The sequence below is a fragment of the Gilliamella sp. B2717 genome, assembly GCF_026536675.1.
GTDB lineage: Bacteria > Pseudomonadota > Gammaproteobacteria > Enterobacterales > Orbaceae > Gilliamella > Gilliamella apicola_I.
The window spans coordinates 21,213-41,901 of the sequence record NZ_JAFNNQ010000093.1 but is presented as its reverse complement, the minus strand read 5'-3'; the positions used below and the strand labels follow the sequence as shown (position 1 = coordinate 41,901).

25 protein-coding genes are annotated in these 20,689 nt (G+C 35.7%); 17 read left to right on the top strand and 8 right to left on the bottom strand.

Annotated features, from left to right (window positions below; translation table 11 throughout):
- Nucleotides 1–21: 21 nt before the first annotated feature.
- From motB to J3U35_RS09535, 6 genes are all read right to left on the bottom strand, one after another.
- A complete protein-coding gene (gene motB, locus J3U35_RS09560) occupies nt 22–918 on the bottom strand; it encodes a flagellar motor protein MotB (RefSeq protein WP_267360993.1) in 897 nt (298 codons plus the stop codon).
- Nucleotides 919–920: 2 nt separating this feature from the next.
- Entirely contained in the window at nt 921–1,805 is an 885-nt protein-coding gene (gene motA / locus J3U35_RS09555; protein ID WP_065558125.1) for a flagellar motor stator protein MotA, read from the bottom strand.
- 59 nt (nt 1,806–1,864) lie between these two features.
- The gene (gene flhC, locus J3U35_RS09550) at nt 1,865–2,467 is read right to left on the bottom strand and encodes a flagellar transcriptional regulator FlhC (protein ID WP_065558124.1); all 603 of its coding nucleotides are present in this window, start codon (nt 2,465–2,467) and stop codon (nt 1,865–1,867) included.
- Between the two features lie 13 nt (nt 2,468–2,480).
- A complete protein-coding gene (gene flhD / locus J3U35_RS09545) occupies nt 2,481–2,801 on the bottom strand; it encodes a flagellar transcriptional regulator FlhD (protein WP_411590504.1) in 321 nt (106 codons plus the stop codon).
- 191 nt (nt 2,802–2,992) lie between these two features.
- Nucleotides 2,993–3,709: an RNA polymerase sigma factor FliA gene (locus J3U35_RS09540; protein WP_267349942.1), complete on the bottom strand. Its 717-nt coding sequence runs from the start codon at nt 3,707–3,709 to the stop codon at nt 2,993–2,995.
- Nucleotides 3,710–3,890: 181 nt separating this feature from the next.
- Nucleotides 3,891–4,703, bottom strand: coding sequence for a flagellin (locus J3U35_RS09535; protein ID WP_267349944.1), 813 nt, complete (start codon nt 4,701–4,703; stop codon nt 3,891–3,893).
- 333 nt (nt 4,704–5,036) lie between these two features.
- Between J3U35_RS09535 and fliD the strand changes: the two genes are divergently transcribed.
- From fliD to fliT, 3 genes are read left to right on the top strand one after another with little or no spacing between them, the layout of a single operon-like run.
- The gene (gene fliD / locus J3U35_RS09530; protein WP_267360991.1) at nt 5,037–6,470 is read left to right on the top strand and encodes a flagellar filament capping protein FliD; all 1,434 of its coding nucleotides are present in this window, start codon (nt 5,037–5,039) and stop codon (nt 6,468–6,470) included.
- A 12-nt stretch (nt 6,471–6,482) separates the two neighbouring features.
- On the top strand, nt 6,483–6,863 hold the full coding sequence (gene fliS / locus J3U35_RS09525; protein ID WP_065558120.1) for a flagellar export chaperone FliS: 381 nt from the start codon (nt 6,483–6,485) through the stop codon (nt 6,861–6,863).
- 14 nt (nt 6,864–6,877) lie between these two features.
- Nucleotides 6,878–7,225, top strand: a complete 348-nt coding sequence (gene fliT / locus J3U35_RS09520) for a flagellar protein FliT (protein ID WP_267349948.1) — start codon at nt 6,878–6,880, stop codon at nt 7,223–7,225.
- A 92-nt stretch (nt 7,226–7,317) separates the two neighbouring features.
- Here the strand turns inward: fliT and fliE are convergent, their stop codons facing one another.
- Nucleotides 7,318–7,629, bottom strand: coding sequence for a flagellar hook-basal body complex protein FliE (gene fliE, locus J3U35_RS09515; RefSeq protein WP_267360989.1), 312 nt, complete (start codon nt 7,627–7,629; stop codon nt 7,318–7,320).
- Between the two features lie 178 nt (nt 7,630–7,807).
- Here fliE and fliF point away from each other — a divergent pair, with 178 nt between their 5' ends.
- The 13 genes from fliF to fliR all read left to right on the top strand — a co-directional run bounded on the left by fliF (nt 7,808) and on the right by fliR (nt 18,682).
- Nucleotides 7,808–9,550, top strand: coding sequence for a flagellar basal-body MS-ring/collar protein FliF (fliF, locus tag J3U35_RS09510; RefSeq protein ID WP_267360987.1), 1,743 nt, complete (start codon nt 7,808–7,810; stop codon nt 9,548–9,550).
- Complete coding sequence (gene fliG, locus J3U35_RS09505; RefSeq protein ID WP_220216119.1) at nt 9,547–10,545, top strand: flagellar motor switch protein FliG; 999 nt, start codon at nt 9,547–9,549, stop codon at nt 10,543–10,545. The genes fliF and fliG overlap by 4 nt, the downstream gene beginning before the upstream one ends.
- Complete coding sequence (locus J3U35_RS09500; protein ID WP_267360985.1) at nt 10,529–11,296, top strand: flagellar assembly protein FliH; 768 nt, start codon at nt 10,529–10,531, stop codon at nt 11,294–11,296. Before fliG ends, J3U35_RS09500 begins: the two co-directional genes overlap by 17 nt.
- On the top strand, nt 11,292–12,674 hold the full coding sequence (gene fliI / locus J3U35_RS09495; RefSeq protein WP_370632185.1) for a flagellar protein export ATPase FliI: 1,383 nt from the start codon (nt 11,292–11,294) through the stop codon (nt 12,672–12,674). Before J3U35_RS09500 ends, fliI begins: the two co-directional genes overlap by 5 nt.
- 9 nt (nt 12,675–12,683) lie before the next feature.
- The gene (gene fliJ / locus J3U35_RS09490; RefSeq protein ID WP_267349957.1) at nt 12,684–13,148 is read left to right on the top strand and encodes a flagellar export protein FliJ; all 465 of its coding nucleotides are present in this window, start codon (nt 12,684–12,686) and stop codon (nt 13,146–13,148) included.
- Nucleotides 13,138–14,310, top strand: a complete 1,173-nt coding sequence (locus tag J3U35_RS09485) for a flagellar hook-length control protein FliK (RefSeq protein ID WP_267360983.1) — start codon at nt 13,138–13,140, stop codon at nt 14,308–14,310. Before fliJ ends, J3U35_RS09485 begins: the two co-directional genes overlap by 11 nt.
- A gap of 179 nt (nt 14,311–14,489) precedes the next feature.
- Entirely contained in the window at nt 14,490–14,957 is a 468-nt protein-coding gene (locus J3U35_RS09480) for a flagellar basal body-associated FliL family protein (RefSeq protein ID WP_267349961.1), read from the top strand.
- 5 nt (nt 14,958–14,962) lie between these two features.
- Entirely contained in the window at nt 14,963–16,000 is a 1,038-nt protein-coding gene (gene fliM / locus J3U35_RS09475) for a flagellar motor switch protein FliM (RefSeq protein WP_267360981.1), read from the top strand.
- The gene (fliN, locus tag J3U35_RS09470; protein WP_267360979.1) at nt 15,993–16,373 is read left to right on the top strand and encodes a flagellar motor switch protein FliN; all 381 of its coding nucleotides are present in this window, start codon (nt 15,993–15,995) and stop codon (nt 16,371–16,373) included. The genes fliM and fliN overlap by 8 nt, the downstream gene beginning before the upstream one ends.
- Nucleotides 16,373–16,816: a flagellar biosynthetic protein FliO gene (fliO, locus tag J3U35_RS09465; RefSeq protein WP_267360977.1), complete on the top strand. Its 444-nt coding sequence runs from the start codon at nt 16,373–16,375 to the stop codon at nt 16,814–16,816. The genes fliN and fliO overlap by 1 nt, the downstream gene beginning before the upstream one ends.
- 6 nt (nt 16,817–16,822) lie before the next feature.
- Nucleotides 16,823–17,575, top strand: coding sequence for a flagellar type III secretion system pore protein FliP (gene fliP, locus J3U35_RS09460; RefSeq protein ID WP_324101200.1), 753 nt, complete (start codon nt 16,823–16,825; stop codon nt 17,573–17,575).
- A gap of 37 nt (nt 17,576–17,612) precedes the next feature.
- A complete protein-coding gene (gene fliQ, locus J3U35_RS09455; protein ID WP_065558107.1) occupies nt 17,613–17,882 on the top strand; it encodes a flagellar biosynthesis protein FliQ in 270 nt (89 codons plus the stop codon).
- 5 nt (nt 17,883–17,887) lie between these two features.
- Nucleotides 17,888–18,682, top strand: coding sequence for a flagellar biosynthetic protein FliR (gene fliR / locus J3U35_RS09450; RefSeq protein WP_267360974.1), 795 nt, complete (start codon nt 17,888–17,890; stop codon nt 18,680–18,682).
- Nucleotides 18,683–18,885: 203 nt separating this feature from the next.
- Here fliR and def read toward each other — a convergent pair whose 3' ends face one another.
- Complete coding sequence (def, locus tag J3U35_RS09445) at nt 18,886–19,398, bottom strand: peptide deformylase (RefSeq protein ID WP_267349971.1); 513 nt, start codon at nt 19,396–19,398, stop codon at nt 18,886–18,888.
- Between the two features lie 149 nt (nt 19,399–19,547).
- On the opposite strand from def, the gene dprA reads away from it, so the two are divergent.
- Nucleotides 19,548–20,651 carry a DNA-processing protein DprA gene (gene dprA, locus J3U35_RS09440; RefSeq protein WP_267360972.1) on the top strand — a complete coding sequence of 368 codons (1,104 nt, stop codon included), beginning with the start codon at nt 19,548–19,550 and terminating at the stop codon, nt 20,649–20,651.
- Nucleotides 20,652–20,689 lie beyond the last annotated feature (38 nt).

Sequence of the window (20,689 nt, the reverse complement as noted above, 5' to 3'; positions counted from 1 at the left end):
TTTCATAATATAACGATAGGATTAATTTTGTTTAACTGGCTTAGCCTGTTTTAAAAAATCAATGCCAGTCATATTGTTTTCATCCTCAATATATTGTTGTGCCGATTTATTTAAAATTAAAATACTGATTCGTCGGTTGGCATCTTTACTATAATGTGGATTGTTCAATCCCACGGTATCAGCAAGCGCAACAATACGAATAATTTTGTTTTTATCCAATCCACCTGCGATAAGTTCTCGTCTTGATGAATTGGCTCGGTCAGCTGATAACTCCCAATTACTATAACCTCTATCACCAGTGACATATTGACGCTCATCGGTATGACCCGATAAGGTTATTTTATTAGGTAATGAATTTAAAATAGGTGCTAAGGCATGCAAAATGCTTTGCATATCAGGATGTATAACCGCACTGCCTACATTGAACATCGGTTTATCATCTGATGCCAGAATTTGAATACGTAACCCCATTTCAGTGAGTTCAATAATTAAATTAGGCGCTAATTTTTTTAGACGAGGATCGAGTTCAAACATTTCAAAAATTTTACGTGCTGTTTCAATCAGCTGGATCTTTTCGAGTTGTTTTTTTTCAAATTCGCTTTGTTGTTGTTGATTGGCAATATCGTTTTTTTCTTCACCCAGTTGCTGAGTGACATCATCACCACCGCCAGGTATCGGGCTTTCACTATCACTGATATTTTGACCGCCATTTTGCCCCATAAGTAACGGTGTTCTAAAATATTCAGCAATTCCTTGTAGTTCCTGCGGCGTTGATTTTGCGATTAACCACATAACTAAAAACAGCGCCATCATGGCGGTCATAAAGTCAGCATAAGCGATTTTCCACGAACCACCATGATGCCCTTCTCCATGCCCTGACTTTTTGCGAGTAATAATTCTTATTGAGTTATCTTTCATTGTTAATTATTTTCGGTTGAGTTGGCATTTTTATCTTTCACGTCTTGAATATATTTTTCCAATTCAAAGAAAGATGGTCGTTCATCAGAAAATATCATTTTGCGACCAAATTCAATGCAAATTTGTGGCGCATAATCATGCATACTGGCGATCAATATCACTTTGGTACATTCAAGAGTTTTGACCGTGTCTGAATTTCGTTGCTTTAACAATGCAGCTAAAGGCGAAACAAAACCATAAGCCAATAAAATACCTAAAAACGTTCCTACCATCGCATGTGCTATCAGTTCACCTAGTTCGCTTGCTGGTCTATCGGCTTGAGCTAGAGTGTTAATGACCCCCATAACGGCAGCAACAATACCGAAAGCTGGTAAGCCATCACCAATACTTGAAATCGCACTAACCGGTTTTTCGAGTTCATGTTCATAAGTTTCAATTTCTTCACTCATTAGAGCTTCGATTTCATAAACATCCATATTGCCACTAATCATCAGACGCAAGTAATCAGTGATAAAATCTAAAATTCGAGGATTGGCTAAAATAAGCGGATATTGCTTAAACAATTCACTTTCATGTGGATTATCAATATCTCCTTCTATCGATAGTGCGCCACTTTGACGGATTTTAGTTAAAATGGTGTACATTAAATTAATTAGCGTTAAATATAATGCTTTATTGTATTTGGATGATTTAAATAACTGCCCTAATGCTTTGAGCGTTTTTTTGATCACTTTTTTTTCATTACTGACAATAAAAGCGCCGATAGCCGTACCACCAATAATCAAAAATTCTAACGGCTGAAAAAGTACTGCTAAATAACCACCACTAAGTACATAACCTAATAAAGCAGAGGCAATAACAACAATATATCCTATAATGATTAGCATTGGCTTTCTTCTTTCTCCATAAAATAACAGTAAATAGGACTGATATTCCTAATATTTATTTAACTTGCTAACTGCTTTGCAACCTCTGAATTAAAACCATGAGCGACAGATAGCACTTGCAAACATTTAGCCTGATTTTCTTGATGTGTCTTATGATTTTTTTCTGCCCGTGATGGTGGTTGACATAAGCTACAAACAAAACTGTTGTGTGGTTGGTATGCATGCGTGATAAAACGCCCCTTACACTCTTTACAGCATGATTGTTGCATCACTTTACTTTCAACAAATTTAACTAATATCCAAGCTCGAGTTAATCCTAATACTGGCTCTTCGTTGTAAGCCGGACATTGTTCAAGATAGAGCTGATAAGCTTTTAAAATCGATTGTATTCCGGGTTTGGTGCCATGTTTCACTAAAAAATGATAAGCATTATAAAAAATACTTGAGTGGATATTCGGTTCCCATGTCATAAACCATGTTGTTGAAAACGGTAACAATCCTTTCGGTGGCGGGCAACCTTGAATTTCTTTATACAGTTTTATCAACTTACCACGACTAAGATTTGTTTCACTTTCAAGCATTTGAATTCTGGCGCCGAGTGAAATTAAACGAATAGCGAGTTGGACTTCTTTATATGATTGAACGATACTTGTACATCTCATCTTAATTACCTACCTACTTATTGATTGAATCTAACAGTAAACTAGATAAAAGAATCCCTGTATGCATCTGTTTAATATCGCTAATCCGAGAATCTTCAGTTAGTTTTTTAATCATTTCTGAATTTTCAAATCGTAATTGAAATGTTAATTGATTTGTTTCAGATAACACTAACATTTGTGATGTAGTTAAATTACTTATTGCGTCAGCAGTTTCTTCATCAATACCTAATCTAAACATCGCCATCGCTTTGTCTTTTTCAAGCATTCGTTGGCATAACAATAATGTTGAAAGATTTAAATGATGTATACATTTAAGAATATCGTCTTCTAGTATATTACCCAATTTAATCACCAATCCTATTTATTTTATTTCGCAGTAAAAAAACAAAAAACAATCAAAATTTATTATTAACTGTTTTTTTACACATAAAATTACATTTTTAAACGAGAAAGGTCAATAAAAAAATCATTTCAATTTATTTTCGTTTAATTACGCTTTGTTTTACGCAGTTTATTTTTATTTTTCTATGGCTTCACTTTACTTTGTATTCTTTTTATCGCTTGACTATGTAGTTGACTGACTCGTGACTCACTAATATCCATGACTTTTCCAATCTCTTTTAAATTCAGTTCCTCTTGGTAATACAGGGCTAAAATCATCTTTTCTTTTTCGGGTAACTTATCAATTTGTCGAGCGATTTGGTCACGAATTTCGTCATTGATAATAGTCGAAAAAGGATCACTATCTTCACCATGATCGACAATAGCATCGATGTTATCCCCTAATTTTTTCTGCATTTCGTCATAAGAACAGATTTGACTACAATTTGAATCCAACAACGCTTTACGATATTCAGAAATCGATAATTGCAAATATTCTGCAATTTGGTGATCATTGGGCGTGGTACCGAGTTTCTGTTCCAGTTGATTAATGGCTTGAGTAATATCTTTAATCTTTTTTCGAGTTTGTCTTGGTAGCCAGTCCCGACTACGGAGTTCATCTAACATTGCCCCTTTTATTCTCGGTATAGCAAAAGTGGCAAACGTATAGCCTTGAGATACATCATAACGCTTTATCGTATCTAACAGGCCGATGTAACCAACTTGCAGTAAATCATCGAGTTCAATTGTGGTAGGCAGACGAACGGCTAATTTTAATGCTTCATTACGAACTAAATGGATATACTGTTGCCAGTCGACTTGATTAATTATGCCTTGCGAGTTATATAAGCTATCATCCATTTTTAGGAGCCAAGGTTAAAAATATGCTTAATACTATTATGTCCTTAACAAATGGATTTAATGTGATGAATAAAGATATAAAAAAGAGGTAATTATGATTATTAGTAATAACGATATCAAAAATACCGTTATTACTATGTTGTACAATTCAATTGAGTAGAATATCAGATAGATTTAACTCTTACTGTAATAAAGAAAGTACAGATTGTGGCACCTGATTTGCTTGTGCTAAAACTGAAGTACCTGCTTGTTGTAAGATTTGACCACGAGTCATGTTTGAAACTTCAGTTGCATAATCCGCATCTTCAATTCGGCTACGTGCAGAACTTAAATTGTTTACTGTGTTGTTGATGTTAGTCACAGTTGATTCAAAACGGTTTTGCACCGCACCTAATTGACCTCGTAATGCATCAATGTTAGATAGCGCTGCATCAAGGGTTTTTAATGGATCGGCAGTTGGTTTATCAGAAACATTGAAACCCGCTAAACCAAGCTCAGTACTGTCGATTTTTTTCAAATTGATTTCAATGGTTTCACCATCGTTTGCACCTACTTGAATTTTAAGGGTTTTATCTTCTGATAATACTTTTGAACCATTGAAATCAGTTTGTTTAGAAACACGGTCGATCTCTTGTAAACGTTGATCGATTTCGTTTTGAATTGATACTAAATCGCTTTGAGAGTTAGTACCATTTGCAGCTTGAACAGTTAACTCACGAATACGTTGTACGTTGTTATTGATTTCGTTTAATGCACCTTCAGTAGTTTGTGCAAGTGAAATACCATCATTAGCATTACGAGCAGCTTGAGTTAAACCACGAATATTTGATGAAAAACGGTTAGCAATAGCTTGACCTGCCGCATCATCTTTTGCGCTGTTAATACGCATACCAGATGATAAACGTTCAATTGCTGTACCTAGAACGCTTTGTGAATTATTCAGGTTATTTTTTGCCATTAAAGACATAGTATTAGTATTAATTACTTGTGCCATTTTTTTATCTCCTTAATATGATTAGTCAAATCAACGGCATATTGAAGCAAGATGTCCAATATATTTGCTGATAATTAACTTATCGGTAGCAAAATAGGAAACTTTAATAATTTTTATTTTTTGTTGTGTTATCAAACTAAAAGTAAACCCCATAGTTAAAATATCTTTTGATAATTCAGTTTATTAAATCAATAAGAAAGATATTTTATTTTTTAATTTTTTTAAAACCAGCAATCAATCACAAATTTCTTCTAAACTTTTTATGCCAAAAGCCGATATAACAGCTAGATAAGTTATGGTTGATAAATAGTGATTAAATAAGGGCAAAAAATTATGGCAATGAGCATTTTAGGGATTGGTTCTGGTATCGATCTTAATGAAGTATTAAGTCAATTAGAATCCGTTGAAAAAACACGTTTAACCCCGATCACCGCTCAACAAAAAGCGATTAATGCCAAAATCAGTGGCTTCGGTAAGTTAAAAAATGCGTTGAGCTCGTTTAATTCTGCGACTGAAAAACTACAAAAAAAAGAACTTTTTTATAGTCGAGCATCAGCAGGTAATGACAATTATTTTACCACAACAGTCAATAATAAAGCGGCATTGGGTAATTATGCGGTGACTGTTGATCAGTTGGCGACTTCACACAGTATTGCAACATCAGCCATTAATGATAAGAATACTAATTTAGGTAATGACAATGAAACAAGAACCATTACCATTGAACAAGCTAATGGTCAAAAACTTGAAGTTAACCTGTCTAAGGACGAAACATCATTAGAATCCATTGCCAACGCCATTAATAATGCCAAAGTGGTTAATGAAGATGGGACAACTAGTCATTCAACCATGAGTGCAGCGATTGTTCGCAGTGGTTCAGATAGTTATCAATTAGTTATCACATCGAAAGAAACCGGTGAACAACAAGCCATTACGTCAATTTCGTCGGACGATGAAAAACTCAATAAGATTATTGCATTTAATCATCAGCAACCCGACACAAGTAATATGGTAGAAGTTGCTAAAGCGCAAGATGCTAAATTAACATTTAATGGTGTTGCCATAACAAGTGCTTCAAATACCATTAAAGAAGTGATTGAAGGTGTTGATATCACCTTAAAAGCAACCACCACGACCAGTCAAAATTTAGCTATTACTGCTGATAATGAAAAAGCAGAAACGGCAATAAAAGAATGGGTTGAAGCATTTAATCAATTACAATCAACCATTTCAAGCCTGACTCAATTTACCGCTAAAGAGACCAATTCTGACGAGTTAAGCAACAATAATGGTCCACTAATTGGTGATTCTACGCTACGTAATATCGATCAAAGTATTCGTTCAATCTTTGCTAAGGGTCAATCAGGTGAATTTTCTGTTCTTGCCCAAATTGGCGTTAACATGGATAACAAAGGTTCGCTTACTATCAATGAAAATCAATTAAAAAAAGCGCTAAGTGAAAATAGTGATGCTGTTGCTACGTTATTTACCGGTGACGGTGAGACCACCGGTATTGCTAATGAAGTATTTAATAAAGTCAGTGGATTTATAGATAGTGAAGGCATGATTGATTCAGCCACCACAGGATTAAATTCAACATTGAAATCGTTAGATAAACGATATGAACAAGTGAACAATTCGATTGAACAAACCGTCGAACGCTATCGAGTTCAATTTACTAAATTAGATGTTTTAATTAGTTCATTAGACAGTATGAGTAATTATTTAACAACCCAATTCGAAATGATGGCAAACATGAAAAAATAAGGATTAACAAAAATGTATAAATTAGGATCTCAAGCTTATGAGCAAGTTAATTTAGAAACATGTGTGAGCCAAGCCTCACCACATCAATTGATCGTATTGCTCTATGATGGCGCACTAAATGCGATCAAACTTGCCAAATTATACATTCAAAAAGGAAACATAGCAGGTAAAGGAATGGCGATATCAAAAGCAATCAATATCGTTGATAACGGACTAAAAAGCTGTTTAGATTTAGAAAAAGGAGGCGAAATTGCCGAAAATTTAGAGCGCTTGTATCACTATATCAGCCAACAATTAGTACTGGCTAATTTATATAACGATCAAGATAAGCTACAAAACTGTTTTGACCTACTCAACAATATTGCTGAATCTTGGCGTGAAATTGCAAAATAAAAAAAGAGATGGTTATGAAAGGAACAACATTATTAAAACACTATGAACAACTTGATTATGTGACAGAACAAATGTTAATCAGCGCACATAAGGAAGATTGGAATACGTTACTGAGTTGGCAAAATCAATACTCACAATTATCTGAAAATATTATAGAACTTGACGGTACCTTAACTACCGAACACGTTCCCACGCAATGTAAAGATAGAGTACGAATGTATATTCAAAATATCTTAAGTTATCAACAGCAAATCAGCCAATTAGTTACCACACGGCATGCTGAATTAGGGGAATTAATCGGAGAAAAAGTCCGTCAACAGAGTAAAATTGAAAATTACCAACACGTCGCTAACTTAATTTAACAGATAAATTTATTAAATATTTGCTAAGTGCAAGATTGAAAATAATGACTAGACATTAACGATCTTGCACTTATATCAATGTTTAATGCATATTAAACATTCATATTCATGATTTCTTGATAAGCCGCAACAAGTTTGTTACGAACTTGAATACCAAATTGAAGTGAAACCGTCGATTTTTGCATATTCACCATAACTTCATTTAAGGCAATATTGGGTTCACCCAGTTCAAACGCTTTTGCTTGATTTTGAGCCTGTATTTGCGTTTGGCTAATAGAATCCAACGCCATTTTTAGTTCAGTGGCAAAACCAGATTGATTGGAAATTGATTGTTTCTTTTCAAGCAGATTGGGGGCTTTTATCGATGAGAGAACGCTATTATCAAAATTACTTAAAGTATTCATATGGTTAAAATATTAATCTTATTTAAATTGCTCAACTAATCCTCAATTTACCATACAACAAAAAATTTAAATGCCACAAGTAAGGGGAAAATCCTTTTCTTTTTTAGCTATTGATTTTTCTAAATACACAGATAATAAACTCTAGAATTCATCTAATTAGTTTAGAATTAGGATATTTATGACTAGCCAAACTGTCGGTAAAAAAGGCGAATCAATATTAAATAAGTTACCTTTTATCAATCAATTAAAACAAAATCCAAAAATGCTGCTACTTATTGCCGGCGTGGTAATATTAGCCATCTTAAGTATGACTTACTTATGGATGAAAAATGACGATTATGGGGTTTTGTTTAGTAATGTAAGCGACAAAGATGGCGGTGAAATCATTAGTCAATTGGATAAGATGAATATTCCTTATAAATTCACATCATCTGGTTCAACCATCTTAATTCCTGAAGAAAAAGTTTACGATACGCGTTTACGCATTGCTCAACTTGGATTACCAAAAGGGGGCGCCGTTGGCTTTGAATTGCTTGATAAAGAAAGTTTTGGGATGAGCCAATTTAACGAGCAGATCAATTATCAACGTGCTTTAGAAGGTGAACTATCCCGAACAATTTCAATCATTAGTAGTATTGATGATGCCAGAGTGCATTTAGCTATGCCTAAACCCTCATTATTTGTCAGAGAACGAAAATTTCCTTCAGCTTCTGTCGCATTAACCTTATTACCCGGTCGTAGTCTATCACAACGTCAAATTGATGCCATTATTCACCTTATTTCAAGTAGTGTACCGGAATTACAAGCCGATAAAGTTACCATTATCGATCAGCATGGTAATTTACTTACGGGTGAAAATTATCGTGATAAAACATTTAATGTTGCTCATTTAGAATTTAGTGAACGCATTGAAAATAGCGTTCGTGAGCGTGTGGAAAAAATTATTATTCCAATTTTAGGTAAAAAAAATGTCATGGTACAAGTCAATGCTGATATTGACTTTAGTCGACAAGAAACGACATCGGAAACCTTTGATCCAAATAGTGATATCGCTAACCAAACTATTCGAAGTAAACAGCGAATCGAAAATCGTCAAGTGGGTAATAATGCGGGCATAGGCGGCGTCCCCGGTGCACTATCTAATCAACCTGCGCCAACCGCAAGTGCATCAATTGATGAACAACCTGAATCAAAAGAACAAGATGATAAACAAAAAATCTATAATTTACAGTCAAATAATACTTTAAATTACGAAGTTAACCGGCAAGTTGTTCACAGTAAGATACCCGAGGGCAGAATCAAACGTTTATCGGTTGCCGTGTTAGTCAATTATAAATATGTCGATCCAGATGCTAATCATTCAGATTCCGATGTGAATAATGTGTCTGCAACATCTGAAACAGACGAAAAACCAAATGAAGCCAACAACAATACGCCACAATGGGTCAAACTGGATAATGAAGAGCTAAAAAATATTGAAGCGTTAGCTCGTCAAGCAATGGGATATTCAGATTTACGCGGCGATACCTTAACTGTAGCTAATTTAAAATTTAGTGATCAACTTGATGATGAAAATGACGGATTGGCATTTTGGGAAACTCACCAATTTTATGAAAACACTAAAACAGGCATTAAATATCTGATCTATATTTTCATTGCGTGGATAATTTGGCGCAAAATATTACGTAATGTTTGGATGAAGTTACAACGACAATACTTCAGTACGCCAGATAATACATCAGATACCCAAACAAGTATTGATGAAAAATTAGATTACAAAGCGCACAGTAAACAACAGCAGAAGATATTTGAAGATAATATGCAACAACAGCAGTACATCCGTAAAATTGTTGAGAAGGATCCACGTGTTATGGCGTTAATTATTCGCAGCTGGATCAGTAAAGAGGACAGCAACGAATGAATTTAAATGAATCACAAAAAGCCGCAACAGTTTTAATGGTGTTAGGTGAAGAAATTGCTGCACAAGTGATGCAATATCTCAATCCTAAAGAGGTACAACAAATCAGTAGTGCGATGATGTCTTTGCCACAGCTTTCACAAGAACAATTAAAAGGTATTCTTAATGAATGCCAAAAAACACTGGAAGAGTGTGCGGTACTTAATACAGATACCAATGGCTACTTACGTTCAGTATTAGAAAAATCTATTGGTAGTGAAAAAGCTGGGCGTTTACTCGATGAGCTGTTAGGAAAAGATATTGAAGAAGCCACCGACGGTCTTGAAATGCTTAATTTTGTTGATGCTGCTCGAGCTGTTGATTTGGTTAAAAAAGAACATCCACAAATTATTGCCACTATTTTAGTCCATTTACACCGAGATTTAGCGGCGGAAATTCTTAATCTATTCGATGACGATTTACGTAATGATGTGATGTTACGTATTGCCACTTTTGGTGGTGTTGAACCGTCAGCACTCCGATTATTATCTACGTCATTATCAACATTATTACACGGACAAAATATTAAACTTAATAACTTAGGCGGAATCAGAACCGCAGCCGAAATCATTAACTTAATGAAGAGCCAACAAGAAGAGTTGGTTATCAACGCATTACGCGATTACGACAATGAACTTGCACAGAAAATTATTGATGAAATGTTCTTGTTTGAAAATCTGGTTGAAGTGGATGATAGAAGCATCCAACGTCTACTTAAAGATGTCGATAACGAGACGCTCATTATTGCATTAAAAGGTGCATCAATTGCATTACGTGACAAATTACTTAGCAACATGTCACAACGCGCAGCCTCTATTTTACGTGAAGATCTTGAAAACAGACCGCCGGTGCGCTTATCACAAGTGGAAACGGAGCAGAAGAAAATCTTGGTTATTGCGCGTCGCTTAGCTGAAACCGGTGAAGTTATCTTAAGTAGCGGTGATGACGAATATGTGTAATAGTTCAGATAAATTAAGCTGGGAACCGCTCTGTTTTCAGGATTTATCGTCATCAGACTTTTCACCATTAACACAACAATCTATGGCTACTCAGGTTGACGAAGTAGAAAGTGAGCCTGAGCCAGAACACATAGATGTTGTACCGGCTCCCTCTATCAGCGAAGAAGAGTTAGAACTGTTAAAGCAAGAAGCAAAATCACAAGCCTATCAAGAAGGATTCGAACAAGGTCATAAAGAGGGCTTTGAGAATGGCAAACAATCTGGGTATGACCAAGGATATTTAGTTGGTCAACAGCAAGGTCGTGAACAGATTGAACAACAACTTGATGATAAAAAAAAACAAGCTGTTCAAGCTATCACACACTTAATCAACAATTTTGAGCAATCCATTAAAGAGATTGACGAATTAATTGTGCCTCAATTATTTGATTTAGCATTAGTTGCAGCACAAAAAACGGTTGGTAGCCTATCTAAAGTTAAACAAAAGCAATTAATGCACACGATTAATCAATTAGTTGAACAATGTTCTATGTTATCTGATCCAATCGTATTACACCTTAACCCTGCTGATTTACGCTGGTTAGAACCGATGTTAAATGATGATATTAATCCACACCAATGGCAATTTGTTGCTGATGCAAATGTTGAAGAAGGCGGATGTAAATTATTGACAGATACCAACGAAGTGAATAGCAATATTAATCAACATTGGCAAATGATGTCTGATCACTTACAAGGCGAGAACCATTAACGTGCGATACTCAAGTCAATGGTCAACCAAACTCCTTCAAGCAACAAAGCAGCTTAAAGATTTATCATTGATTCGTCATTATGGTCGATTAGTAAAAGCGTCTGGGCTAGTCCTTGAAGCAGTCGGATTAAAATTACCATTAGGCTCCAACTGTTATATTGAAAGACAGTGCCAAGGTCATATCGATGCCGTTGAATGCGAAGTGGTAGGGTTTAATGCACATACACTTTACCTAATGCCATTCGAATCCACTGACGGTATTTTACTGGGCGCAAGAGTGTACACCGCACAATACGATTTAGCCCATTTTAGTCACAAATTATTACCGGTTGGTATGACGTTATTGGGGCGAGTTGTTGACGCAATGGGAAAACCGTTAGACGGAAAACCCTTACCGGAAAATGTCGAGTATCAAGGCTTATCGAGTAAAACACTCAATCCATTACAACGTACGCCCATTCATCAAGTGCTCGATGTAGGGGTTAGAGCAATCAATGCTCTACTAACCGTTGGGCAAGGACAGCGAATGGGGTTATTTGCCGGTTCGGGCGTCGGTAAAAGTGTGTTACTCGGTATGATGGCACGCTACACCCAAGCAGATGTTATTGTCGTTGGTTTAATCGGCGAACGGGGACGAGAAGTTAAAGACTTTATCGAAAATATTTTAGGCGAAGAAGGACTGTCACGCGCTGTCGTGGTAGCAGCGCCTGCGGATGTATCACCATTATTACGTTTACAAGGGGCGACTTACGCCACCAAAATTGCGGAATCTTTTCGTGAACAAGGGTTAAATGTCCTTTTAATTATGGATTCGCTCACTCGCTATGCAATGGCGCAGCGTGAAATTGCCTTAGCTATCGGTGAGCCACCAGCGACGAAAGGTTATCCCCCTTCGGTATTTGCTAAATTACCCGCTCTGGTTGAAAGAGCCGGTAATGATAATCATGGTAAAGGCGCAATTACCGCATTTTATACCGTTTTAACCGAAGGAGATGATCAACAAGATCCGATTGCTGATTCAGCCCGGGCTATTTTAGACGGGCACATCGTACTTTCACGTTCACTTGCTGAATCGGGTCATTATCCAGCTATTGATATAGAAGCCTCCATTAGCCGTGTTATGACAGATCTCACCGCGCCTGAAGATGAGAAAAAATCACGTCTGTTCAAACAACTGTTTTCGAGCTTTCAACGCAATCGTGATTTAATTAATGTTGGTGCTTATGTTGCCGGTACTGATCCTTTATTAGATAAAGCAATTACGCTATTTCCGGCTATGCAAACCTTTTTACAGCAAGGGATTAATGAACATTGTAGTTATCAAGAAGCCTATCAACAGCTAGTTGCAATTGTTGATCCTAACGCCATGGGATCGTAAGGAAGTATCATGAACAATAAAAATTCGACACAACATGCTTTTTTAACCTTAAAACAGTTAGCACAAAAATCGATTGATGATAGTTTAATTCGATTAAAAAAAGCAAACGAAAGTCATCAACAAGCACAATCACAACTTAAGGTGCTCAATGATTATTACGCTGAATATCAACAGCAATTAAATAGCGCTTTATCGAATGGTATTAAAGGATGCGAATTAACTAATTTTACCGCATTTATAGCCAATATTGAGCAAGGTATCGAACAACAAAAAAAATTGCTACTCACATTAGCGATTAAACAACAACAGATAACCAACGAACTTAATCAATCCAATAAAAGTTTGAATACCTATACCACGTTATTAGAAAAACAGCACAAAAAGCAATTACAACTTCAAAATCGAATACAGCAAAAAATGACGGATGAATTTGCCCAGCAACAGTTATCAAGGAGAGTATTACATGAATATTAATTTAAATAGTGATATGCAATTAATATCAACGAATCTATCTAAACAACTTGATGAGGAAGCTAATGTGAATGATGCGAATCTTTTTCAGCAGTTATTGGCTGACAATGAAAAGCCGTTATCGCATCCAGAACAGCCAAACAACCTAAATCAAATTGACTATGAGGGATGTGAATTTGATGATCAAAACAATAGTCTTGATGGATTAATCTTCCCTGTTTTCCCTTATGATACCAGTATGATTCAATCGGAAATGCGTGACAAATTACAGGCAAGTCATCTTTCATATCATCTTAATAGTGCAATCACTAACCCCTTAAATGATGCAATCAATAGATTAAATTCTTTCGCATCAGACATCACTGATGACGAGCAACGATTACCCGTTAATAGCCTTGATGGGCGTGAAGCAATAATCGATGAACGTTCATTGCAAAACAATATGGCAATAAAGGGAAGTAATCCAAATCATTTTAGTGCGAACTTAAATAACACTGAAATAGCCACTTTGAAAAAGAGTTCAAATCGTCAATTATCAGCCGTCGCAAATAATTGTTTTCCGTTGAATAATGCTAGAGCAGAATTACAAAACCAACAACGTCATGTTTCGATACAGCAGTTCACAAGCGATATGACTATCCATCAAGAGACAGCAATAACCACATCGTCGCATGGACAAGATCCAACAGGGGTAATGTTGACGCCTGCAAAAATCACCACGTCGATAAACTTGCCTCTCGCAGTCACAAATCAACAATGGCCGTCATCACTTACTGAGCAGATCATCATGTTTAACCGGCAAGGAATTCAAACGGCGAATATTAAACTTAATCCTCAAGAGCTAGGTTCATTACATATAAAATTGGATATGTTGGAAGATAAAATGAACTTACATATGATGGCTGCTCATGCCGTAGTCAAAAGCGTATTAGAATCTGCCTTACCCTATTTGAAAAGTTCGCTTGAAGAGCAAGGTATCACACTAGAGCAAGCCGATATTAGTGACTTTTCAATGATGAATGATGCTGATCAGTCGGCGCAATATCAACAATCAAAGAATCGTCAAACACCAATAATCGAACATTCAAATGTCATTGAGGAAATTCATCAACCTAGTCAGGTTAGTCACCATTTGGCAAAATCGGGGTTGAGTATATTTGCGTAAAGCTGAGTAAGGCATTGCATTTATTTTTTTAAATGATGAGAGAATAAAAAGGCTGAATAGGTGATATTTTTATCGCCTATTCTTCAAATCAATTCTGTCAGCTTGATTTATTATTCTTGTATTTTTAACCATTCAATTGGTTATTATTTTTCCAAATTTTAACTGAGATAAGAATAAACATGCCAACTTCCAAGAAAAAAGTGAGTATTTTAAACCTAATACTTATTATCATCACAATGTTAGCATTAGCAACCACTGCCTATTTATGGTTCCAAAATCAGTCTAAAAATACAATTAAAGCTAAAGAAGAGCCACCTGTTTTATCACCGGTATTTTTAACACTAAAACCGTTTACAATTTCATTACCAACTTCAGAAGATAGTACAGAAATTAACAAAGTTCTCTATGTTGGTATGGTATTACGTGTTGCTGACGAAGAACAAAAATCAGTACTTTTAGAGTATTTACCGGAAGTCAGAAGCGATGTATTGCTGTTAACCTCTAAACAATATGTCAATAATTTAAAGCTTGAAACAGGTAAACTTGATTTGCAAGAGCAAATCAAAGTCGCTCTATCCAGACAATACGATCCTAAACATTCAGTGAAGGTTGATGAAGTATTGTTTACCGATTTTATCATACGGTGATTATCATGCCGGATAAGCAAGCGCCTACGCGTAATATGAATGAGTCTTCTGATAGCTTACCACCGTCTGAAGACAAACCAATGACAACAAATAAGAAAGATCCTGACAATCATATATCATCAAAAAAAATTGAAGTTAAACCTTATGATTTATCTGTCAAACATAGTTTTATTCCTGAACGTTTAACTGCGTTAGAAATTGTGAATGAGCGCTTTGCTCGTCAATTTAGAATAGGTTTATTTAACTTATTAAGACGAAATACGGATGTCATTGCCTCACCGATTGAACCTCAAACTTTTAAAGAGTTTTCACAGATTTCAGCGGCTAACCATTTAAATCTTGTGCACCTCAATCCATTGCGAGGTTCAAGCTTATTTGCGTTTTCGCCTGAGATTGTTTATACCGTGGTTGATACTTTATTTGGTGGTGATGGCCATGCTTCGCAACTCGATACAGAAGAACGGGAATTTACCCATACCGAACAGCAAATTATTAAACGCGTACTCGAACTAGCGTTAACGTTTTACCAAAATGCCTGGACAGATATATATTCTATTGAAACTGAATACATTCGTTCAGAAATACAGAGCAAATTCACCAATATCACAAGTTCACCGGATGATGTCGTTTTAACATCAAACTTCAAAGTTGAAATTGGTAATTCTAAAACAACATTCAGTATCTGTATTCCTTATTCAATGGTTGAACCCATTAAAGAGTTACTGATAAAACCACCGATTGAGCAACAAACGCATCAAGATGATAACATTTGGATGAGTTCTTTAACCAGTGGCATCAAACAATCTACCGTTGAGTTAGTTGCTAACTTTACGACAATTCAAACAACAGTAGATAAACTACTTGCGCTCAAAGTAGATAATATTTTAGTAATCGAAAAACCAACTCTTCTTGATGTTACTGTCGGGGGTGTACCTATATTAAAAGGTCACTATGGAAAAACCCATAAACAATATGCTATTCAAGTAGAACAAGTAATTAATCCTGTATTAGAACAATTGAATGAAGGGGAATTCAATGACTGATAACAAACAAAATAATGACGAAAACCAAGCGAATGATACGCTCAATGATGAACTTATTGCCAAAGAAGCCATTTTTGAAACACTTTCACCTAATCATACAGAAGATAAAAAACAAGATATCAATCTTATTTTAGATATTCCTGTTCATTTAAGTGTCGAACTTGGTCGAACTAAAATGACAATCAAAGATTTACTCAATCTTACTCAAGGATCAGTGATTGCGCTCGACGGACTTGCTGGCGAACCTTTAGATATTTTGATCAATGGTTATTTGATTGCTCAAGGCGAAATTGTCGTTGTTGGTGATAATTACGGTGTCCGTATTACCGATATTATAACTCCTTCCGAGCGTGTGCGCAGACTGAGCCGTTAATGGCGATAAACCTAAAAAATATGACTAAGATCTCAACCTCAAGTACCCACACTATCACGAGCAATACTGTATCGTCATCATCTGAATTAAATCTTTACAGTCAAATGGGCACATCAATTGGCACGGCGCTAATTGGTGTCATTTTTATGATTCTATTGTTAGGTTGGATAGTTAAACGTCTGGGTCATAATAAGAAACGTAATGCATTTATTGATGTTAAAGCAACGCATTGCATTAGTCCAAAAGAACGAATCATGTTAGTTGAGGTGGATAAGCAATTATTGGTTGTCGGTATCACTTCGCATCATATGACGTTGCTACATACCATTGATGAACAACGTGCCGAAAAATTATTATCACAATCAACACCCGTTGCTAAATCAGCTGATAACAATGTGTTCAAGCAAATCTTGCAATCAGCGTTAAAAACGAAAAAGGAGTGATGCCTTGTGCGGTTAAAAATTTTTATATTGCTAACGACATTATTAAGCTTATTGTTTTTTAGCCGATTTTGTTTTGCCGATCCTTCATCACTCCCGTTTATGACTGAAACAATACAAAATGGTGAACATAGTTGGTCATTACCTGTTGAAACATTGGTATTTTTAACGTTACTCACGTTTATACCTGCTATTTTACTTTTGATGACCAGTTTTACCCGAATCATCATTGTATTGGGATTATTACGCAATGCGCTTGGCACGCAATCAGCCCCACCCAACCAAGTTATTTTGGGCATTGCACTATTTATGACATTTTTTATTATGTCACCGGTGATCGATAAAATTTATCAAGATGCTTATATTCCTTATTCACAAAATCAAATCACGATGCAAGAAGGCTTAACAACAGCTGCAAAACCATTACGCGAATTTATGCTAAGCCAAACACGGGAAAATGATCTTGCCTTATTTATGAATATGTCTCATGTCAACGAAGTTGAAACACGAGAACAAGTGCCATTGAATGTACTAGTACCTGCCTTTGTCGTCAGTGAATTAAAAACAGCCTTCCAAATTGGTTTTACGATTTTTATTCCCTTTTTAGTCATTGATTTAGTTGTTGCAAGTACGTTAATGGCATTAGGCATGATGATGGTACCACCTGCAACCGTATCTCTACCATTCAAATTAATGTTGTTTGTTTTAGCGGATGGTTGGCATTTGTTACTAGGTTCACTGGCACAGAGCTTTTTTAGTTGAAAAACATAAACTCAAGATTCTTAAATTAAGGAAAATTATGTCACCTGATTCGATTAGTACGCTTGCCATTCAAGCTGTCAAAGTCGCAGCCTCACTTGCTGGCCCTTTACTTTTAGCTGCATTGGTGACCGGCTTGATTATTAGTTTATTACAAGCTGCAACACAAATTAACGAAATGACCTTATCTTTCATTCCTAAAATTTTAGCGGTGATTGTCGTCTTAATTGTTTTAGGGCCGTCAATGCTATCAACAATGACTGACTATATTAAAATTGTTATTACCAACATTCCAAATCTAACCAGCTAAATTTAATGGAATTTGATATTAATTATCTATTTGATATTGATTTTTTTTCTTGGGTTAAAAACTCGTTTTTACCGTTTGTACGTATTTTAGCACTAGTAATGGTTGCTCCCATTACTGGCGAAAAAGAAGTACCTAACCGCGTCAAAATTGGTTTGGCTTTACTCATTGCACTTTTGTTACCATTACCCCCGACCGATGAGCCTGTAACACTCTATTCATTAATGGGTATCTGGATGATTGCGCAGCAAGTTATCATCGGTGTATTAATGGGTCTTGCTATGCAACTTGCCTTTATGACCATGAGAGTAGCTGGTGAATTAATTGGTATGCAAATGGGGCTTGGCATGGCTACTTTTTTTGATCCTATTGGTGGGCCATCTACATCGGTATTATCACGTTTCACCAATATCATCGCTTTGTTAATTTTTCTTAGTTTAGATTGTCATTTATGGTTATTGTATGGACTTGCCAATAGTTTTGACATCATTCCAATAACAACTTTGCCGTTAAAAGCAAATGGCGTTCTTACTTTGATTGATATCAGCCGATTACTATTTATTAATGGGATAATGTTAGCATTACCTTTAATGGCTTTGTTGTTAATTATCAATATGGCGTTAGGGCTGTTAAATAGAATGACTCCTCAACTATCTATTTTTGTTATTGGTTATCCCCTAACCTTATTATTAGGGTTAATCATGCTCACATATTTAATGTCGATGTTACCCGCTTTTGCCGAGTTTGTGTTTGAACAGATATTTGAATATATATCAACAATGCTAATAGCATTAGCCGGTTAAATAATTTAAGCAAAGTATCCTAAAAGGGGCGATAAAACAGTTATTGCATATTGTAATTTATACAGATGAAAGATCGTTCTAAGTAATAAAACTCTCGGAGAGAAACCTTTTGACGGTTGGTTAAAATAAAAAATATTTATGCGGTAGTTTAACAAATTGAATCGGTATCTTCAGTTAAATTACCACATAAATTATCATTATTTTTATCTACTTTTAAGCTCTTCTCGAGCCATTTTTTTCATTTTTTGTTCGATTCGTTGACGTTTTAAAGGAGAAAGATAGTCAACAAATAGCTTACCTTTTAAATGATCCATTTCATGTTGAATGCATATCGCAAGAAGTTCATCGGCATCAATTTGGTAAGGGTTTCCATTGCGATCGAGCGCTTTAATCTTAATTTTTTCAGCTCTTGGTACAAATCCTCGACAATCTGGAATGGATAAACAACCCTCTTCTATGCCTGTCTCCCCCTCCTGGCTAATCACTTCTGGGTTAATGATTACATAAACATTGCTACGATCTTCTGTTACATCAATGACAATAATTTGTTCATGCACATTAACTTGAGTGGCGGCAAGTCCAATACCATTATGCTCATACATGGTCTCAATCATATTATCTATAATGGTTTGTAGTTCGGGTGTAAATGCTGTCACTGGTTTTGCAACTTTGCGTAATCGCTCATCAGGAAAACGTAATACCGGTAAAATAGCCATAATTTCTTCGATCTACTCCTCAATTGTCAGTTTTTTCAGATTTAAATACATTGTAAACATTTATGATGCTGGTGAATAGCATTTGTTAGCTATTGATAAAATATATCTCACCAATTCACGAAACCACACTTTTATAAAATGATAAAACAATGATGAGTAAATATGAGTTCTTATTACGAATTTCAATGCTGGGACAAGAAAAACGTGCCATTTTTAAAAAAATGAGTAAGTTTTTTAAAAATGGATTGCCAAATACAATCAATAATGTTGCATTTTTTCTCGAAAAGCTTGGATTGAATGAAATGCAACAAGAACGCTTTTTGGCTACTTCATACCTTCATTTTGAACCTGTGCTTGATTGGCTCAATAGTGATGGTTTGCCTAAAACGCTTATTACCTATTGTGATCCTGATTATCCACCACTACTCAAACAAATTAGCGCATCGCCTTTATTACTTTTTGTTATGGGGAATAAACAGTTACTACAAACACCTCAAATTGCCATGGTCGGTAGCCGTCAATTTAGTGAATATGGTGCACAATGGGGACGCTATTTTGCGGGGGAATTGGCAATAAATGGTTTAACAGTAACTAGCGGTTTAGCGTTGGGACTAGATGCAATTTGTCATCGAGGCGCATTAGAGGTATCGGGCGATACTATAGCCGTTTTAGGAAGTGGGCTTGCTAAAATAGCACCGCGATCAAACTTAAAACTTGCCCATGATATTTTGGCACAAAATGGCGCTTTAGTTTCTGAATTTTTTCCTTTTGAAGTAGCAAGAACAGAATATTTTCCAAGACGAAACCGGATAATAAGCGGATTAAGTCTGGGTACTTTTGTGGTTGAAGCTTCGGAAAAAAGTGGCTCATTGATTACTGCGCGTTATGCCTTAGAACAAAATCGAGATGTATTTGCTTTACCCGGTGAAATTAATAACGAAAACAGTCGTGGTACGCATGCTTTAATTCAGCAAGGAGCCTATTTAGTCACAAAACCAACTGATATTTTAGAGCATTATTCTCATTATCTATCAACTATCAAGCCATTAACGTCGCAATCTGTAAAATTCGTTGAAACTATTTTATATCCTGAAATTTTTGCTTTAATTCGTCATCAACCTATTCCGGTTGATATTATTGCTCAACAGTTAAATTTATCGATTCCTGATTTGACAATTAAATTGTTAGATATGGAACTTGCCGGTTTAATTAAGACGGTAACAGGTGGGTATATTCGTAACGTTACGGTTTAATTTAGTTATATTTTACAGCCATACTATTTTTAGCATCA

Excerpts from the sequence above, each read along its gene's own strand:
- motB (WP_267360993.1), bottom strand. The coding sequence starts at position 918 with ATGAAAGATAACTCAATAAGAATTATTACTCGCAAAAAGTCAGGGCAT.
- motA (WP_065558125.1), bottom strand. The coding sequence starts at position 1,805 with ATGCTAATCATTATAGGATATATTGTTGTTATTGCCTCTGCTTTATTA.
- flhC (WP_065558124.1), bottom strand. The coding sequence starts at position 2,467 with ATGAGATGTACAAGTATCGTTCAATCATATAAAGAAGTCCAACTCGCT.
- J3U35_RS09540 (WP_267349942.1), bottom strand. The coding sequence starts at position 3,709 with ATGGATGATAGCTTATATAACTCGCAAGGCATAATTAATCAAGTCGAC.
- J3U35_RS09535 (WP_267349944.1), bottom strand. The coding sequence starts at position 4,703 with ATGGCACAAGTAATTAATACTAATACTATGTCTTTAATGGCAAAAAAT.
- fliD (WP_267360991.1), top strand. The coding sequence starts at position 5,037 with ATGGCAATGAGCATTTTAGGGATTGGTTCTGGTATCGATCTTAATGAA.
- fliS (WP_065558120.1), top strand. The coding sequence starts at position 6,483 with ATGTATAAATTAGGATCTCAAGCTTATGAGCAAGTTAATTTAGAAACA.
- fliT (WP_267349948.1), top strand. The coding sequence starts at position 6,878 with ATGAAAGGAACAACATTATTAAAACACTATGAACAACTTGATTATGTG.
- fliE (WP_267360989.1), bottom strand. The coding sequence starts at position 7,629 with ATGAATACTTTAAGTAATTTTGATAATAGCGTTCTCTCATCGATAAAA.
- fliF (WP_267360987.1), top strand. The coding sequence starts at position 7,808 with ATGACTAGCCAAACTGTCGGTAAAAAAGGCGAATCAATATTAAATAAG.
- fliG (WP_220216119.1), top strand. The coding sequence starts at position 9,547 with ATGAATTTAAATGAATCACAAAAAGCCGCAACAGTTTTAATGGTGTTA.
- J3U35_RS09500 (WP_267360985.1), top strand. The coding sequence starts at position 10,529 with ATGACGAATATGTGTAATAGTTCAGATAAATTAAGCTGGGAACCGCTC.
- fliJ (WP_267349957.1), top strand. The coding sequence starts at position 12,684 with ATGAACAATAAAAATTCGACACAACATGCTTTTTTAACCTTAAAACAG.
- J3U35_RS09485 (WP_267360983.1), top strand. The coding sequence starts at position 13,138 with ATGAATATTAATTTAAATAGTGATATGCAATTAATATCAACGAATCTA.
- J3U35_RS09480 (WP_267349961.1), top strand. The coding sequence starts at position 14,490 with ATGCCAACTTCCAAGAAAAAAGTGAGTATTTTAAACCTAATACTTATT.
- fliM (WP_267360981.1), top strand. The coding sequence starts at position 14,963 with ATGCCGGATAAGCAAGCGCCTACGCGTAATATGAATGAGTCTTCTGAT.
- fliN (WP_267360979.1), top strand. The coding sequence starts at position 15,993 with ATGACTGATAACAAACAAAATAATGACGAAAACCAAGCGAATGATACG.
- fliO (WP_267360977.1), top strand. The coding sequence starts at position 16,373 with ATGGCGATAAACCTAAAAAATATGACTAAGATCTCAACCTCAAGTACC.
- fliQ (WP_065558107.1), top strand. The coding sequence starts at position 17,613 with ATGTCACCTGATTCGATTAGTACGCTTGCCATTCAAGCTGTCAAAGTC.
- fliR (WP_267360974.1), top strand. The coding sequence starts at position 17,888 with ATGGAATTTGATATTAATTATCTATTTGATATTGATTTTTTTTCTTGG.
- def (WP_267349971.1), bottom strand. The coding sequence starts at position 19,398 with ATGGCTATTTTACCGGTATTACGTTTTCCTGATGAGCGATTACGCAAA.
- dprA (WP_267360972.1), top strand. The coding sequence starts at position 19,548 with ATGATGAGTAAATATGAGTTCTTATTACGAATTTCAATGCTGGGACAA.